Here is a 16309-nt window from a genome sequence, read left to right as displayed (position 1 = left end):
CCTGCGCGTGGACCGGAGGACATATGCACGACACCACTGCACTGGTCGACTCTCCCGCACGGATCGGCGGGCCCATCAAGATTGGTCGGCCGCTGCGGGTGTTGGCGTGGCTTTCCTTCCTCGCCGAGGTCATCATCATCGGTACCGGCGGTGCGGTGCGGCTGACAGGATCGGGCCTCGGATGCTCCGAATGGCCGTTGTGCACGCCGGAATCCCTGGTACCGACGCCCGAACAGGGCATCCACGGCATCATCGAGTTCGGAAACCGCACGATGACCGGGCTGGTGGGAATCATCGCCATCGCCGTACTCCTGCTCGCGCTGCACGCGATCGGCGGACGGCGCTCTGTCGTGGCCGCACTGTGGTTCGCGCTGGGCGGCATCGCCGCAGGCGTCGTGTGCTTCGTGATCGCCTATCTGCTCGGGCTGCCCGGGTTCCCATTCTTTTCACTGGGGCTGCTGCTGGTGACTGTCGCCGGTGGCATCCATTCACTGTGGATCACCCCTGCCAGGCGTGACCTGACCTCACTCGCCTGGATCATCCTGATCGGTGTGGTCGCCCAGGCCTTCGTCGGCGGCATCACGGTACTTACCGGCCTCAACCCCTCCATCGTGGGCTTCCACTACGCGTCGTCGCTGCTTCTGGTGTGCGTCGCCGCGGCATTCCTGGTGCGGATGCGCGAGTCGGATGCGGTGCGCGAACGCGTCGTCCCGCTGTGGTTCGCGATGCTGTCGCACCTCACCGGCCTCGCCCTGGCCGTGACGATCTTCTTCGGTGTGCTCACCACCGGCTCGGGTCCGCACTCGGGCGATGTGAACGTGATTCGGGACGGCTTCGACGCCACTTTCCTGGCTCACGTGCACTCCTGGCCCGGCTACATCCTCGCCGGCCTCGTCGCTGTTCTGACGATTGCGGCATGGGTTCTTCGGCTTGAGCCTCGACGCTGGCTGCTGGTGCTTGTTCTGGCGATCCTGGTGCAGGTCGGCGTCGGCGTGTGGCAGGCACGCGATGGGCTGCCCGAGATCCTGGTCGGCATCCACATGGTCCTCGCGGCTCTGTCGGCCGCCGCCTACACAGTGTGTGTCCTCCGCCAAAAGCGCCCCCTCCCCTAGCCCCTAACCCCCTTGCGAGTGGGCAGGTGTGGCTCGAAAATCACGCGCAACAGAGCCACAACTACCCACTCGCAGAGGGCTTGCGCGTGCTGCGCGCACATGCTGCGCATAGGAATCGCAGGGGGTACGCATTGGCGAGACAGGGACGCTGGGAGCATGAACAAACTCACCCGCAACATCTCGTACTGGCTGCTTCTCGTCTTGTCTCTCGCATCTGCCGCGGTCGGTGGATGGATCATCACCAACCAGAGCACAACGATGAGCACCGCACTGCTGGATGGAACGGCGACTGGCGTCGAGGTCTACGTCGGGCAGTCTTTGATCGTCACCGGTGCCGTGATTCTCGGCGCAGGCATCATCGGCCTGCTCCTGGCTCTTGCGCTGGCCGCGGCGAAGGCTCTGCTTCCCGCCACCGCACCGGCCGTCGTCGCGCCGATCGATTGGACAGCCGAGGATGCGGATGCCTCGGACGCTGCGCCAGCAGAAGCGACGGCCGCCGCTACCGAGGACGAGCTCGCTACCCGCTGACTCAGCCTTCAGATCCCGGGAGAACGCAGCATCTCCCGGGATCTGCCGAGCTAGGGCTTGTCCAGGTCTTCTTGAATCACGTCCACCCAAAAATCGGCGAGCCTACCGAGAAGTTCCGCTTCTGTGGGCTTGATCCGATTGATGATAAATCCGCCGTAGTCGTTGACGTCAACCCGTTCGAGCAAGTCAGCGTCACCGGCAAACTGCTTCCGGAACTTCTCGTAGAAGAACTTCGGATTCTTCTCTTTGAACCAGCGAGGCTCGAGGGAAACGTGCACGAACTTTTGGCGCACATGCAGCATCCCAACACGCTTACGCGCAACCTCGATGACCCAGCCTTGGGTGTCGCTTTCCGGGACGCCGATACGCACCTGCTCTGAGGAGTCCTCCAATCGAGTGCAGAACTGTTCCGGTAGCGCCAGCGCCCCGGGACGAGCCGCCCATGGCGCCTTCTGCGCAATGCGCTGCTGACGCGCATCCGCACCGTATACCTTCGGTCCGCGCCGCGATGTGGATGGCGTGGAATCAGCACCAGAGCTCGTGGTGATGGCCTGCCTCAACACTGATTCGAACGCTCCAACGTCGAACCCGTCGCGGTTCTTGAACTGGCTCATGATTTCGCTGGCCAGCTGACCAAAACGCTTGCCGCCTGCTTCGATACCGGCCTCGACAAGAAGCTTTTCAGCGTCTGCGGAATTTTGCACTTCGTCCGCTTCAGTCGAGTTGCCTTCACTTGCCACGAAGAATCTTTGGAAAATAGATGACTCTTCGACGTCGCCCGACACGAGTTCCAGATATGCATCAGGATAGGCCGTCTGCAGGCACAGAATCGCGAAGAGTTGCAGGTCGGTGGATTGTCCGGTTGCACCCCGTTCATCGCTCTGCTGGCGGCCGATCGTGGAAATGCCGCGCAGGAGCATGAATGTATTGATCAGGCGCTTGATCGATCGCGGGTTGCTCCCGACCGAATACTGGATCAGGCCCAAGAAGCTCGATCGTTCGTCGTCCGAGAGCACCAACCTCGTTTCCTTGATCAACTCGTCGAGGAAGACCTCCAGTCGATACGCCCCGACGGGCATCTGGAACGGCACCTGGATGATCTTGTCGAAGAACGATCGGGCCTTCGCCCGGCCCATGCGCGAACCGTACTTATCGATGACGCCCTGCTGCACGACCGAGAAGTCGATGGCAAGCACAAACACACAGTGCGGCACATCGAGAAACAGCTTCAGCGACTCCATCAGTTCAACTGCTTTACGCGGCTCGAGCCGGTCGAGATCGTCGATGAATACGACCAATCGTCCCGTATCTGCGTCACCGTCCGCCGTGACGAGCTCTTTGACAGCCGCCGCGAACTTGGCCTTCACGTCCACGAGAACCGCCGCCACGTCTTCAACGGGCGCTCCACCGTTGCGTTTAGCGAGAGCCACGCGCGCCTCGGCTGACACTTCTTGCACGACGCCGCTGAGTGCGCCCAGCCCGACGAACCCTAGTCCGGTTTGTAGCACGCTCAACCCGGCCGTAGAGGCGATCGGCAGCAGTGCGTTCAGAAACTCTTTGCGCTTTTCCGCACCCTTCTTGCCTGGTTCCGCGAGCAGAAGATGCGCGCCAATGTTTTCGAGCAGGCTTCCCACCAGCCGACCCTGCATTTCGAACTGCGAGTACTGCCAAGTGTTGAATCGGATCGTGTACACCGGCGCTTCTTCGGTGGCCTCCGGTGCGTTCTTTGGCGGGTCGGAGAGGCGGAAGTGTCCGTGCGGCGCAAGCTGGCGCTCGGCAAGCAGCATCATGTTCGTCTTGCCGGTACCCCAGTCGCCCTGAACGGCGATCGTCATCGGAGTCTGGCATCCACCGATGAAGCCGCTCAGCCCTTCGACGTACGGCTGAATGCTCAGCCAATCCTCGCCGAGCGGAGTATCGATGACTCCCCGCGTGTCATCCGAACCGTTCTTGGCTTTCTTGTCCCCCGACGACACTGTGGCTCCTTCTGCTCGACGACGATTCCCGTCATCGTAGCGTCAGAAGGAGCTGCCTCGTGCGCCTAGAACGGAAGCAGCGGGTCGATCGCTACAGCGACGAACAGCAGCGTCAAGTAGCTGATCGAGGCGTGGAACACTCGCATGGGCCGCGGCTGTGTTCCACGTACCGCTTCGCTGTACAGGCGGTGCGACTCGTAGACGAACCATCCGCCGAAAACGACTGCGGAGACGGTGTAGACCAGGCCCATGCCTGCGATCGGGATCAGCAGCAGCGAGCAGACCAGAGTGGCCCAGGCGTACAGGATCACCTGAAGGCCGACCTGCGAAGCGTTACGCGTGACACCGAGCATCGGAACGTCCGCACCCTCATAGTCATCGCGGTACTTCATCGATAGCGGCCAGTAGTGCGCGGGCGTCCACAGGAAGATGAGCACAAACAGCACGATGGCCGGCCATGCGAGCTCTCCGGTGACGGCAGACCAGCCGATCACCACGGGGAAACATCCTGCGATGCCGCCCCAGATGATGTTCTGCTCGGTGCGACGCTTGAGGATCATCGTGTAGATCACGACGTAGAAGAAGATCGCCGCGACCGAAAGCGTCGCTGTCAGCCAGTTGGTGGTGGCGAGCAGCCACACCGTGGATGCCACGGCGAGGACCCACGAGAAGATCAGTGCGGCGCGCGGTGAGATCTCACCTGTGACGAGCGGCCGGTTCTCGGTTCGGTGCATGTGCGCATCCATGTCCCGGTCCAGGTACATGTTGAACGAGGCGGCGGAGCCGGCACTGAGTGAACCGCCGATGACCGTGGCGAGGACGAGCCAGAGATTCGGCATCCCGCCTTCGGCGAGGAACATGACCGGCACGGTGGAAACGAGAAGCAACTCGAGCACACGGGGCTTGGTCAGCGACACGTACGCCTTGATCGTCTTAACAATCGGACGTTTCACCGCCGTCGTCTGCGACATGGTCGAGATAACGATCGCCTCCTCAGCACACACCAACGACAACCCTCTCAGTCTAGAGCAAGCAAACTGAACGACTCGCAACGTAAGAAGCATTTGATGGCTGACCTCACCCCGCTATGCTGAAAACCACTCGCGCGCCCGGCGCTGTGCACCTATCCGTGACGATGCGGAGGCGCCAGGGGAATTCGGGCGCCCTCGAAGTTGTTTGAAAGGGCATGACCGTGACGGAATTCCAGTGGGCTGAGATCGATCGACGTGCGGTTGACACCGCGCGACTTCTTGCGGCGGATGCCGTAGAGAAGGTCGGCAACGGCCACCCCGGCACAGCGATGAGTCTCGCTCCGGTCGCTTATTTGCTCTACCAGCAGGTGCTGCGCCACGACCCGACGGATACCGATTGGCTGGGTCGCGACCGTTTCATCCTTTCGGTCGGCCACTCCTCACTCACGCAGTACGTGCAGCTTTACCTGGGCGGCTTCGGCCTCGAGCTCGACGATCTCAAGGCGCTGCGCACCTGGGGGTCACTGACTCCTGGACACCCGGAGTACGGCCACACCAAGGGCGTCGAGATCACCACCGGCCCTCTCGGCCAGGGCCTCGCCTCTGCCGTGGGCTTCGCCTACGCCGCCCGCTACGAGCGTGGCTTGTTCGACCCGGAGGCAGCGGCGGGTACGAGCCCGTTCGACCACTTCGTCTACGTCGTCGCCGGTGATGGAGACCTTCAGGAGGGTGTGACCAGCGAAGCAGGGTCCCTCGCCGGACACCAGCAGCTGGGTAACCTGATCGCGATCTACGACTCGAACCAGATCTCGATCGAAGACGACACGGACATCGCCTTCACCGAAGATGTGGCGGCTCGCTACGAGGCCTACGGCTGGCAGGTCATCACCGTCGATTGGAAGAAGACCGGCGAATACGTCGAAGACGTCGCCGAGCTGAACGCGGCAATCGAGGCTGCCAAGGGCGAGGCCTCCAAGCCGTCGCTGATCATCCTCAAGACCATCATCGGCTGGCCGTCGCCCGGCAAGCAGAACTCCGGCAAGATCCATGGATCTGCGCTCGGCGCCGATGAGCTCGCCGCGACGAAGAAGGTGTTGGGCTTCGACCCTGAGCAGCACTTCGCTGTCGCCGACGATGTCATCGAGCACACCCGCGCCCTCGCGGCCCGCTCGGCCGAAGAGCGCGCTGCCTGGCAGACGTCCTTCGACGCCTGGGCTGCTGCGAACCCGGAGCGCAAGACACTGCTCGACCGGCTTGAGGCTCACGAGCTGCCCGCCGACATCGATGCGGCTCTGCCAGTATTCGAGGCCGGCAAGGATGTCTCCACACGAGCAGCATCGGGTCAGGTCATCAACGCGCTGGCCGCGGAAATGCCCGAACTCTGGGGTGGTTCCGCCGATCTCGCCGAATCGAACCTCACGACCATCAAGAACGCATCGTCGTTCGTCCCGACCCAGTGGTCTACGCACGAGTGGTCTGGCAACCCGTACGGACGCGTCCTGCACTTCGGCATCCGCGAGCACGCTATGGGCGCGATTATCAACGGCATCGTGCTGCACGGTCCGACCCGCGCTTTCGGCGGAACATTCCTGATCTTCAGCGACTACATGCGCCCCGCCGTACGTCTCGCGGCGCTCATGAACATTCCGAGCATCTACGTCTGGACGCACGACTCCGTTGCACTCGGCGAAGACGGTCCGACCCACCAGCCGATCGAGCAGCTCGCGACTCTGCGTGCGATCCCGAACTTCACGGTGGTGCGCCCGGCCGATGCCAACGAGACCTCTGCCGCGTGGCTCGAACTGCTGCGCCGCAACGGCGGTCCGGCCGGCATCGCACTGACGCGTCAGAACGTTCCGGTGTTCGAGCGCGGCGACGACGCAGCCTCCGGTGACGTCTTCGCGTCCGCGAGCAACACCTCCAAGGGCGCCTACGTGCTCGCTGAGGCTCCGAACGGCACCCCTGACGTCATCCTCATTGCGACCGGCTCCGAGGTGCAGCTTGCCGTCGCCGCACGCGAGACGCTGGCAGGCGAGGGCATCAACGCCCGCGTCGTCTCGGCCCCGTCACTGGAGTGGTTCGACGAGCAGGATGCCACGTACCGCGAGTCGGTACTTCCGGCAGCTGTCACTGCCCGCGTTTCGGTCGAGGCAGGATCATCCCTCACCTGGCACGGCATCGTCGGCACCCACGGCCGTTCCGTCGCGATCGACCACTTCGGTGCATCCGCCGACTACAAGACTCTTTTCCAGCAGTTCGGCATCACCGCCGAAGCCGTCGTCGAGGCGGCACGCGAGACAATCAAGGAGAACGCATGAGCACCCCCACTTCTCAGCTTCACGACGCCGGCGTCAGCATCTGGCTCGATGATCTCTCCCGCACCCGAATCAGCTCTGGCAACATCGCAGAGCTGATCGAGTCCCGTAACGTCACCGGCGTCACGACGAACCCGACGATCTTCGCGAACGCGATCACCAACGCGGATGACACGTCATATGACGCGCAGGTCGCAGAGCTCGCCGCGTCCGGTGCCACTGCTGTGGAAGCGGTATTCGCAGCCACCACGCAGGACGTCGGCGCAGCGCTCGATGTCTTCCGCCCCGTGTGGGAAGCATCCGGTCACGTCGACGGTCGCGTCTCCATCGAGGTCTCCCCTGACCTCGCGCACGACACCGACGGCACCGTGGCACAGGCCAAGGAGCTGTGGGCAAAGATCGACCGCCCGAACCTGCTCGTGAAGATCCCCGCTACCAAGGCGGGTCTGCCCGCGATCGCCGAGACGATCGGCGCTGGTATCAGCGTCAACGTCACCCTGATCTTCAGCCTGGAGCGCTACGCCGGAGTCATCGACGCGTACCTCACGGGTTTGGAGACGGCCAAGGCCGCTGGCGTCGACCTGTCGACGATCCAGTCCGTCGCCTCGTTCTTCGTCTCGCGCGTCGACACCGAGACCGACAAGCGTCTCGAGACCATCGGCACCGATCAGGCTCTCGCTCTCAAGAGCAAGGCCGGACTCGCAAACGCGCGCCTCGCCTACGAGCTGTTCGAGCAGACGTTCGCCGGTGACCGCGCCAAGGCGCTTCTGGATGCTGGCGCGAACCTGCAGCGTCCGCTGTGGGCTTCGACCGGCGTGAAGGACCCCGCGTTGCCCGACACCCTCTACGTGACGGAACTCGTTGCGCCGGGCGTCGTCAACACGATGCCGGAGAAGACCCTCGAGGCAACCTTCGACCACGGCGTCATCACCGGCGACACCATCACTGGTGGCTATGAGGCGGCACGTGCAGTCTTCGCTGGTCTTGCTGAGGTCGGCATCGACTTCGCCGATGTCACCCAGGTTCTCGAGGACGAAGGCGTCGCGAAGTTCATCGATTCCTGGCACGATCTGCTGGCACAGGTTGCCAAGGGCCTCGAGGCCCAGCGATGACCTTCTCGATCCACGCCTCAGGAGCGGCGAAGGTTGCGATCGATGAGGTCGTACCTCGCCTGGTCGGCGATCTCATCGCCTCACGCATCACCGGGTTCGACGCCACGCTCTGGGGCGAAGCCGCGGAAGAAGAAGCGTCGAAGCGACTCGGCTGGGTCGAGGCCGTCTCGGTCTCCCGCCCGCTGGTCGCCGAGATCATCGCGCTGCGGGACGAACTGCATGCCAAGGGCGTGACTCGTGTGGTCCTCGCCGGCATGGGCGGCTCTTCGCTCGCTCCGGAGGTCATCGCCCAGACCGCTGGCGTCCCGCTCACGATCCTCGACTCGACGGCGCCCGGACAGGTGCTGGCAGCGCTCGATGAGGGCGTTGCTGACACTGTTCTTGTCGTGTCGTCCAAGTCAGGTTCCACCGTCGAGACTGATTCGGCGAAGCGCACGTTCGAGGCGGCTTTCCGTGACCTCGGTATCGACCCGAACGAGCGCATCGTCGTGGTGACCGATCCCGGCTCGCCGCTCGATGTCGCCGCTCGTGAGGGCGGTTACCGCGTCTTCAACGCCGACCCGAACGTCGGCGGCCGGTACTCCGCGCTGACAGCGTTCGGACTGGTGCCCTCCGGACTCGCCGGTGTCGACATCGCCGAGCTTCTCAATGAGGCTGAGGCGACCCTCCTGCAGGTGGCAGTAGATCGGGCAGACAACCCCGCATTGCGGCTCGGCGCTGCGATCGCAGCCACCACCCCGCGTCGGGACAAGCTCGGCCTGATCACGGATGGCACGCATATCAAGGGCCTGCCGGACTGGATCGAGCAGCTCATCGCAGAATCCACTGGCAAGGACGGCACCGGCATCCTTCCGGTCGTCTTGCTTCCCGTCTCTCCCGAGGTCGAGAACGTTCCTGCCGACCTGCAGATCGTGCGCCTGGTCGACGACGCGAACGAGTTCCACCTGCGCGAGCGTCACCAGGGTGAGATCCTCGTCAGCGGCTCGCTCGGCGCGAGCCTGCTGGTCTGGGAATATGCCACCGTGATCGCGGGTCATCTACTCGGAATCAACCCCTTTGACCAGCCTGACGTCGAATCGGCCAAGATCGCCACTCGCGGTCTGCTGGATGCTCGTCCAGAGCCGACCGCGCCAGCATTCGTGGAAAACGGCATCGAGGTTCGGGTGTCCGATCCGGCACTGGCCGCATCGGGCAACATCGAGGCAGTGTTGGATGCCCTGTGGGCACAGCTGCCGGAAGACGGCTACGTTTCGATCCAGGCATATGTCAACCGCCTCGAACTGCCACAGCTGCTGGGCCTTCGCGAGCTGGTCGCAGCCGACTCCGGTCGTCCCACCACGTTCGGGTGGGGCCCGCGTTTCCTGCACTCCACCGGTCAATACCACAAGGGTGGACCCGCGCAGGGTGTGTTCCTGCAGATCCTAGAGCGCACCGACGTGGATCTGGAGATCCCCGAGCGCCCCTTCACCTTCGGTCAGCTCATCCAGGCACAGGCCGCCGGCGACGCCGGCGTACTCGCCGAGCATGGTCGTCCGGTCGTGTCGCTCACGATCACAGACGACTCAGCCGACGTACTCGCTCTGTTCGAAGCCGCCCAGAAGTAAATTCGTAGGAGATTCCCCCGCCGATGACCGCTCCCGTATCACGCAGCCATAACCCGCTGCGCGACCCCGACGACCGTCGCCTCAATCGCATCGCAGGTCCCAGCGCGTTGGTGATCTTCGGTGTGACTGGAGACCTTTCTCGTAAGAAGCTCATGCCAGCGGTGTATGACCTCGCGAACCGGGGGCTGCTGCCTCCTGGGTTCGCGCTGGTCGGCTTCGCCCGTCGCGATTGGAAGGACCAGGACTTCGCCCAGGTCGTCTATGAAGCGGTGAAGGAGCACGCACGCACTGAGTTCCGCGAGGAAACCTGGCAGCAGCTGCTGCAGGGCATCCGCTTCGTCTCCGGTGAGTTCGACAACCCCGAGTCATTCGCGAAGCTCCGCGAGACGGTCGAAAAGCTCGATATCGAACGTGGCACGATGGGCAACCACGCGTACTACCTGTCGATCCCGCCGAAGTCGTTTCCGCTTGTCACCAAGCAGCTGAAGGCTTCTGGACTCGTCGGCGAGGAGCGCGGTGAGGACCAGTGGCGTCGGGTGGTGATCGAGAAGCCGTTCGGTCACGACCTGGACTCTGCTCGGGCGCTGAACCAGGCGCTGGAAGTGGCATTCCCTGCGGACTCGATCTTCCGCATCGATCATTACCTCGGCAAAGAGACAGTGCAGAACATTCTTGCTCTGCGCTTCGCGAACGAGCTGTATGAGCCGCTCTGGAATCGCAACTACGTCGACCACGTGCAGATCACCATGGCTGAAGACATTGGCGTTGGTGGACGTGCTGGGTACTACGACGGCATCGGCGCGGCGCGTGATGTGATCCAGAATCATCTTCTTCAGCTCCTCGCGCTCACCGCAATGGAGGAGCCCATCAGCGTCTCCGCCGAGCACCTGCGCTCCGAGAAGGAGAAAGTGCTCGCAGCCGTGAAGCTGCCTGACGATCTCTCCCTGGCCACCGCCCGCGGGCAATATGCCGGCGGCTGGCAGGGCGGCCAGGAGGTCGACAGCTTCCTCGGCGAAGACGGTATGAACCCTGACTCCGTCACCGAGACATATGCAGCCATCAAGTTGGAGATCGCGAACCGTCGATGGGCGGGCGTGCCCTTCTACCTGCGCAGCGGCAAGCGCCTGGGGCGTCGGGTGACCGAGATCGCCGTGGTGTTCAACCGCGCGCCAGAACATCTGTTCGGCCGAAGCAACGCATCGGAGCTCGGGCAGAATGCGCTTGTCATCCGTGTGCAGCCGGATGAGGGCGTCACGATCCGCTTCGGCTCGAAGGTTCCTGGGGCGGGCACCAACGTGCGCGACGTGACCATGGACTTCGGTTATGGCCACGCATTCACCGAAGCGAGCCCCGAGGCCTATGAGCGACTCATTCTCGATGTGCTCCTCGGTGACCCGCCACTCTTCCCCCGCCATGAAGAGGTGGAGCTGAGTTGGAAGATTCTCGACCCTGTGGAGAAATACTGGGCTGCTCAGGGCGGCCCCCTGGAGCAGTACGCCCCAGGATCCTGGGGTCCGGCATCCGCTGACGCCCTTCTTGCCCGCGACGGACGAGTCTGGAGACGACCGTGATCATTGACCTTCCCGACACGACCGTCAGCCAGGTCGGCAAGCATCTCGTCAAGGTGCGCGAAGAGGGCGGCGCTGTCGCCCTCGGCCGTGTGCTGACGCTCATCATCTCGGCGCGTAACGGTGTGGCCGAAGCCGCAATCGACGCGGCCAATGACGCTTCTCGCGAGCATCCGATGCGGGTCATCGTGCTGACCACAGGCGAGGGGCCCTCTCACCTCGACGCGCAGATCCGCGTCGGCGGGGATGCTGGCGCGAGCGAAGTCGTTGTCCTGCGTGCCTACGGCGCCGCCGCCAGCAACGAAGAAAGCCTCGTCACCGGATTGCTGTTGCCGGATGCGCCCGTCGTTGCATGGTGGCCTGAGGAAGCACCGATCGATCCGGCAGCCTCGCCGCTGGGTCGCATTGCGCAGCGCCGGATCACGGATGCCGCGACCACTCCCGATGTGCGCGATCGACTAGCACTGCTCGGCAAGACGCATGCCCCGGGCGACACTGATCTTGCCTGGACGCGTCTCACGCATTGGCGCGAGCAGCTCGCGGCAGTGCTCGATCAGCCTCCCTATGAGCCGGTTACCGCTGTTGAGGTGCACGGTGCCGCAGCATCGCCGTCAACCGCTCTGCTGGCCGCATGGCTGCGGCTTTCACTCAAGGTGCCGGTGACGTGGACGTATGAGAACCCAGGACATTGGGAAGCCGGCATCAAGTCGGTGCGTCTGACACGCGCCAGCGGCGACATTCTGCTGGAGCGACCGGAGACCAGCGTGGCGGTGCTCACACAGCCGGGCCAGCCTGATCATGAGTTGCATCTTCCTCGTCGCACCCTGCGCGAGTGCCTGGCGGAGGAGCTCCGGCGCCTCGACCCCGACGTCCTGTACGGTCGAGTGATTACCGAGGGCTGGGAGAAGCTGGGTCCGCCCGAGACTGGAGAGTGAACGGCATGCAGTCATCATCCGCTGAGAAGCTGGTCGTCGTCGAGCCGACCCCCGCTGCCCTCGCAACACGAGTGGCAGACCGATTCCTCACCCGAGTCAAAGCGCGCACGAAGAACGGTCGAATCGCGCATATCGCTCTCACCGGCGGTTCGATGGGTGGCGCGGTTCTGCGTGCAGTGGCGGAGCACCCGAAGACGAGCAAGATCGACTGGTCGCTCGTGCATTTCTGGTGGGGTGACGAGCGGTTCGTCGCCGCTGACGATGCGGATCGCAATGCGCTGCAGTCGCGCGCGGCGCTGCTGGATCACATCGAGCTGCCGGCCGAGAATATTCACGAGGTCGCAGCCGCAGACAGCGGCCTGACCCTCGACGAGGCTTCCGACGCATATGCCGCTGAGCTGGCAAAGTTCGGTACGGATGAGCACGCATGGCCGTCATTCGCGGTGTGTTTCCTTGGCGTCGGACCCGACGGTCACATCGCGTCGCTGTTTCCTGATCGTTCGGAAGTCACCGAGACGGTTGCCGCGACGCTACCTGTGCGCGACTCGCCCAAGCCACCGGCAGAGCGTGTGACGCTCACTCGTCCGGTGATCAACTCGTCCAAGCGCGTCTGGCTGGTACTCACGGGTGCCGACAAGGCCTCTGCACTCGGTCTTGCTCTCGCGGGCGCGAGCTACACCAGCGTGCCCGCTGCGGGCGCCAAGGGGCGCAAGCGCACCATCTTCTTCGTGGATGAGGCTGCGACCTCTGAGGTCTCCGAGGACCTCATCGACCAGGCTTACTGATCGCTGCGTTCGACGCCGGGGCCGTAACTGTCAGTCGATGATTCTGGCGCCTGCGCAGAATCGCCGCTCCCCCGGGGAATTCCGAGATCCTGGCTCTCGCTGAGCACCTGCGGGTGGTAGCGAGCGAGGCTGACAACGCCCCAGATTGCGATCGCGCCGGCGATACCGAAGCAGATCAGTGCCCAGCCTGGCGCCGCTGCAGCTTCGCCGAGTACGAGCATCCCGATCAGGACGGCCACCATCGGATCGACGACGGTGAGCCCTGCGATGACGAGATCGGGCGGCCCGGAGCTGTACGCGGTCTGCACGAAGTAGGCGCCCACCGCGGATGCGGCGACGAGTGCGATCACGCACACCAGGGTGACCCAGTCGAACTCACCTGCCTGCACACGCTTGATGACGGCCTTCGCCAACGTCGCCACGAATCCGTACAGGATGCCGGCGCCGACGACGTAGAAGAGCGCCCGCATGCGGTGGCGGAGGATCAGCCAGCATCCGCCGAGCACGATGATCACGACAAGGAGGATCGCGAGAATCGTGAAGAGCTCGCGATCGGCGATGTCCTGCTCTGTGGCGAAGATCGCCGCGAAGAAGACGAAGATGAAGATGCCGCCCACGCAGGCGCCGATGGCGATGAGGGATTTCTTTGTGGGAGTGTGTCCCGAAATGTGGGCGTTCAGCAGAGTCGTGATCACCAGCGCGATGGCGCCCAGCGGCTGCACGACCATCAATGGCGCGACGGACAGCGCAGCGAGTTGGCAGACGATCGCCAGCCCCAGCATCAGCGTGCCGATGAGCCAGGAGGGGCGAGTCAGCAGGTGCTTGAGCTGCCCGACGCTGAGACCGGTCGTACCGGCAGCGCCGCTGAGACGCTCGACCTTCGCGACGCCCCGGTACTGATATTGCGCGCCGAACGACATGAACACCGCACCCGCAAGAGCCAGCGGGATGCCAAGGAGCAGGCCCGGGTTCTCAAACGCACCGACGAGCTGGTCGCCGACATCAGCCGCTGTCATCCACACGCTCACGCTCACACCTAAAACCCTACCGGGCGCTGTGCTCACAGTAGGGTTATGGCGTGGCTGTTCTTCCGATTCGCATCATGGGCGATCCTGTCCTGCATTCCCCCGCATCCCTGGTCGAAGAGATCGACGATGAGATCCGCACTCTTGTCGCCGACATGTACGAGACCATGGATACCGCTCCCGGCGTGGGCCTCGCTGCCCCGCAGGTGGGCGTGCCGTTGCGCATCTACACGTACTCTTACCCCGACGATGATGACCAGCCGTGGCGTGGCGTGCTGATCAACCCCGTGCTGTGGATGTCGCCGCCCGAGCCTGGAGCGCCTGATCCCGACGAAGAATCCGAGGGATGTCTCTCCTTCCCCGGTGAGCGCTTCCCGCTGCGCCGCGCCGAGCGCGTGCTCGTGACAGGCCTCAATCTGGACGGCGAGCCGGTGCGCATCGAGGTCGACGGATGGCGCGCGCGCATCATGCAGCATGAATTCGATCACCTCGACGGCATCCTCTACGTGGACCGACTTTCCGACGGCGATTGGAAGACGGTGCAGAAGATCGCACGCAAGCAGAAATGGGGACGTCCTGGTTCAAGTTGGATGCCTGGCGTCGACGATCTGGAAAGCTAAGTGCGTACAGCTTTTCGATTGAAATTTCAAAGTTGCGGCATAGATTCGCACTGAAGTAGCGTTCCCTGGGCGAGGTATTCATCCTCGACCGACTAACCATCCTTGGAGGGGACACAGAATATGAGAATGCGCACACGTAGCGCGCTGGCCTTTGCCGGCACGGCTGTCGCGTTAAGCCTCGCACTGACCGGATGCAGCGCGCTGAGCGGCATCCTCGGCGGCGGAGACGCCCAGCGCGACGACGAGGGGAACGTCACCGAGGAGTCGACAATCGGCATCTTCGCGCTGAAGGTCGGCGACTGCATGCCCGCCAGCGACACAGACGGCGAGATCTCCGATGCCGATGTCGTGCCGTGCACTGAACCGCACGCGGATGAGGTGTTCTTCGAGTTCGCGCTTGCAGAAGGCGACCTGCCTAGCGAAGACGAGATCACCGCCGAGGTCGAAGCCCAGTGCGTCCCGGCATTCAACGACTTCGTCGGGTTCGACTACTACGAATCCGCCCTCGACTTCTGGTGGCTGACTCCCACTGAAGAAACCTGGACGCAGGCGGACGACCGCATGGTGCAGTGCGTGATCTACGAACCGGATCCCGCTGACGCAACAGGCCAGGCACAGCTCGATGTCACCGGCTCCCTTGCAGGCGCTGCGCGCTGATCCAGCCGCTCGTTGAAGAAGAGACTTCGCCATTCGGCGGGGTCTCTTCTTTGTTGCGCAGATCACAGGGCGGCGAGTACGCAGAAGGCCCCGTCGTGATGACGGGGCCTTCTGCGTTCTGCTCCCCGAATTGGACTCGAACCAATAACCTGCCGATTAACAGTCGGCTGCTCTGCCAATTGAGCTATCGGGGATCATGCGTCGTCGCCGAGGCAACTCTACGATCTTAGCAAACTCCACAGCGTGCTTGTGACATCGTCGAAGCCCTCGGGCGTGTCGTCACGCGCTTCACCGAACCCGCGAATCAGCCTCGGCATTCGGTACCCAGAGCAGGTCTTTGCCCACGCCGCGAGCGACGACGTGTCCGCCCTTCAACATGAGCGTTTCGGCGTTCAGTTCACGGATGAACGCGGCATCGTTCGTCACGAGCAGAGCGCCCATACCCTCTTCTTTGCGACGCCTGGTGATCGCATCGAACACAACCGGGCGCACCTCCAGATCGAGGTTAGCGAGCGGCTCATCTGCGATGAGTACGCGCGGCTCCAGCACGAACGCACGCGCGATCGCGACGCGCTGACGCATCCCGGCGCTGAGCTCGTACGGAAACTTCGCTGCAGTACCCAGCGGAAGGTGCATCTCGTCGAGCAGTGTCGCAACCCGGATCGCGAGAGCCTTGGTGTTGACTCGCTTCTCCCGGATCACGATCGGTTCGGAGATCACCTCGCTGACCGTCAGCGTCGGCGAAAGATCTGCGCCAGCACCTTGGGGAATGAATCCGGTGAGGTAGGTCAGTTCACGGTGCCTTCGACCAGGCTTGCGCACATTCACACCGCATACCTGTGCATGCCCGCCAACGATGCGCACTGACGGGTCAGTGGAACCTGCAAGGGCGGCGACCAGCGTCGATTTGCCAGAGCCTGTGGGCCCGGCGACGCAGATGAGTTCGCCGGGAGCGAGCTCGAAGGTCACCCCATCGACCGCGCGCGTCGCCAACCCGCGACCCATCCGATCAATGACGAGATCGGAACAGTCGATTGCGTGCGGAGAAGGAGACCGGCCAGACATAGGCTCCATCCTCTCCCGAATTCGGTATACCGGGCC

General features: G+C 63.5%; 14 protein-coding genes and 1 tRNA gene. 10 read left to right on the top strand and 5 right to left on the bottom strand.

The genetic code is table 11. From position 1 onward, the window contains the following. Nucleotides 1–23 precede the first annotated feature (23 nt). The gene (locus tag ACSU04_RS00850) at nucleotides 24–1112 is read left to right on the top strand and encodes a COX15/CtaA family protein (RefSeq protein WP_439288137.1); all 1089 of its coding nucleotides are present in this window, start codon (nucleotides 24–26) and stop codon (nucleotides 1110–1112) included. Between the two features lie 156 nt (nucleotides 1113–1268). Then, entirely contained in the window at nucleotides 1269–1640 is a 372-nt protein-coding gene (locus tag ACSU04_RS00845; protein ID WP_439277996.1) for a hypothetical protein, read from the top strand. A gap of 50 nt (nucleotides 1641–1690) precedes the next feature. On the opposite strand, the gene ACSU04_RS00840 is transcribed toward ACSU04_RS00845, so the two are convergent. Both ACSU04_RS00840 and ACSU04_RS00835 read right to left on the bottom strand, forming a co-directional pair. Next, nucleotides 1691–3616 carry a KAP family P-loop NTPase fold protein gene (locus tag ACSU04_RS00840; protein ID WP_439288136.1) on the bottom strand — a complete coding sequence of 642 codons (1926 nt, stop codon included), beginning with the start codon at nucleotides 3614–3616 and terminating at the stop codon, nucleotides 1691–1693. Nucleotides 3617–3681: 65 nt separating this feature from the next. Further along, on the bottom strand, nucleotides 3682–4587 hold the full coding sequence (locus ACSU04_RS00835) for a heme o synthase (protein ID WP_439289396.1): 906 nt from the start codon (nucleotides 4585–4587) through the stop codon (nucleotides 3682–3684). A 215-nt stretch (nucleotides 4588–4802) separates the two neighbouring features. Between ACSU04_RS00835 and tkt the strand changes: the two genes are divergently transcribed. Genes tkt through pgl form a run of 6 tightly spaced genes read left to right on the top strand, consistent with a single transcriptional unit; the run spans nucleotide 4803 to nucleotide 12906 of the window. After that, nucleotides 4803–6905, top strand: coding sequence for a transketolase (tkt, locus tag ACSU04_RS00830; RefSeq protein ID WP_439288135.1), 2103 nt, complete (start codon nucleotides 4803–4805; stop codon nucleotides 6903–6905). After that, nucleotides 6902–8014, top strand: a complete 1113-nt coding sequence (gene tal, locus ACSU04_RS00825; RefSeq protein ID WP_439288134.1) for a transaldolase — start codon at nucleotides 6902–6904, stop codon at nucleotides 8012–8014. Before tkt ends, tal begins: the two co-directional genes overlap by 4 nt. Further along, nucleotides 8011–9618, top strand: a complete 1608-nt coding sequence (locus ACSU04_RS00820; RefSeq protein WP_439288133.1) for a glucose-6-phosphate isomerase — start codon at nucleotides 8011–8013, stop codon at nucleotides 9616–9618. The genes tal and ACSU04_RS00820 overlap by 4 nt, the downstream gene beginning before the upstream one ends. Nucleotides 9619–9641: 23 nt before the next feature. Continuing rightward, complete coding sequence (gene zwf, locus ACSU04_RS00815) at nucleotides 9642–11189, top strand: glucose-6-phosphate dehydrogenase (protein WP_439288132.1); 1548 nt, start codon at nucleotides 9642–9644, stop codon at nucleotides 11187–11189. After that, nucleotides 11186–12121 (top strand): glucose-6-phosphate dehydrogenase assembly protein OpcA, encoded by a 936-nt coding sequence (locus ACSU04_RS00810; protein WP_439288131.1) that lies wholly within the window; start codon nucleotides 11186–11188, stop codon nucleotides 12119–12121. The genes zwf and ACSU04_RS00810 overlap by 4 nt, the downstream gene beginning before the upstream one ends. A 5-nt stretch (nucleotides 12122–12126) precedes the next feature. Next, a complete protein-coding gene (gene pgl / locus ACSU04_RS00805; RefSeq protein WP_439277988.1) occupies nucleotides 12127–12906 on the top strand; it encodes a 6-phosphogluconolactonase in 780 nt (259 codons plus the stop codon). Here the strand turns inward: pgl and ACSU04_RS00800 are convergent. Next, nucleotides 12900–13922, bottom strand: coding sequence for a DMT family transporter (locus ACSU04_RS00800; RefSeq protein ID WP_439289395.1), 1023 nt, complete (start codon nucleotides 13920–13922; stop codon nucleotides 12900–12902). The genes pgl and ACSU04_RS00800 overlap by 7 nt on opposite strands. 62 nt (nucleotides 13923–13984) lie before the next feature. On the opposite strand from ACSU04_RS00800, the gene def reads away from it, so the two are divergent. Continuing rightward, nucleotides 13985–14551 carry a peptide deformylase gene (def, locus tag ACSU04_RS00795; RefSeq protein WP_439277987.1) on the top strand — a complete coding sequence of 189 codons (567 nt, stop codon included), beginning with the start codon at nucleotides 13985–13987 and terminating at the stop codon, nucleotides 14549–14551. Nucleotides 14552–14677: 126 nt separating this feature from the next. Further along, nucleotides 14678–15208 (top strand): septum formation family protein, encoded by a 531-nt coding sequence (locus ACSU04_RS00790; RefSeq protein ID WP_439277986.1) that lies wholly within the window; start codon nucleotides 14678–14680, stop codon nucleotides 15206–15208. A gap of 121 nt (nucleotides 15209–15329) precedes the next feature. On the opposite strand, the gene ACSU04_RS00785 is transcribed toward ACSU04_RS00790, so the two are convergent. Next, nucleotides 15330–15402 (bottom strand) — tRNA-Asn (locus ACSU04_RS00785). A gap of 94 nt (nucleotides 15403–15496) precedes the next feature. Beyond that, nucleotides 15497–16273, bottom strand: coding sequence for an ATP-binding cassette domain-containing protein (locus tag ACSU04_RS00780; RefSeq protein ID WP_439277985.1), 777 nt, complete (start codon nucleotides 16271–16273; stop codon nucleotides 15497–15499). Between the last annotated feature and the right edge of the window lie 36 nt (nucleotides 16274–16309).

Origin of the sequence: Microbacterium sp. A84 (assembly GCF_051842815.1) — a bacterium.
In the GTDB taxonomy this organism is placed as follows: Bacteria; Actinomycetota; Actinomycetes; order Actinomycetales; family Microbacteriaceae; genus Microbacterium.
Note: the sequence above shows the minus strand (reverse complement) of the source record. Positions and strands in the feature narration are given on the sequence as shown.

Bases quoted from the DNA above. Each gene is read 5' to 3' on its own strand.
- ACSU04_RS00790 (WP_439277986.1), top strand. From the start codon at position 14,678: ATGCGCACACGTAGCGCGCTGGCCTTTGCCGGCACGGCTGTCGCGTTA.
- ACSU04_RS00845 (WP_439277996.1), top strand. From the start codon at position 1,269: ATGAACAAACTCACCCGCAACATCTCGTACTGGCTGCTTCTCGTCTTG.
- ACSU04_RS00800 (WP_439289395.1), bottom strand. From the start codon at position 13,922: ATGACAGCGGCTGATGTCGGCGACCAGCTCGTCGGTGCGTTTGAGAAC.
- pgl (WP_439277988.1), top strand. From the start codon at position 12,127: ATGCAGTCATCATCCGCTGAGAAGCTGGTCGTCGTCGAGCCGACCCCC.
- ACSU04_RS00780 (WP_439277985.1), bottom strand. From the start codon at position 16,273: ATGTCTGGCCGGTCTCCTTCTCCGCACGCAATCGACTGTTCCGATCTC.
- tal (WP_439288134.1), top strand. From the start codon at position 6,902: ATGAGCACCCCCACTTCTCAGCTTCACGACGCCGGCGTCAGCATCTGG.
- ACSU04_RS00820 (WP_439288133.1), top strand. From the start codon at position 8,011: ATGACCTTCTCGATCCACGCCTCAGGAGCGGCGAAGGTTGCGATCGAT.
- tkt (WP_439288135.1), top strand. From the start codon at position 4,803: ATGACCGTGACGGAATTCCAGTGGGCTGAGATCGATCGACGTGCGGTT.
- ACSU04_RS00835 (WP_439289396.1), bottom strand. From the start codon at position 4,587: ATGTCGCAGACGACGGCGGTGAAACGTCCGATTGTTAAGACGATCAAG.
- ACSU04_RS00850 (WP_439288137.1), top strand. From the start codon at position 24: ATGCACGACACCACTGCACTGGTCGACTCTCCCGCACGGATCGGCGGG.
- zwf (WP_439288132.1), top strand. From the start codon at position 9,642: ATGACCGCTCCCGTATCACGCAGCCATAACCCGCTGCGCGACCCCGAC.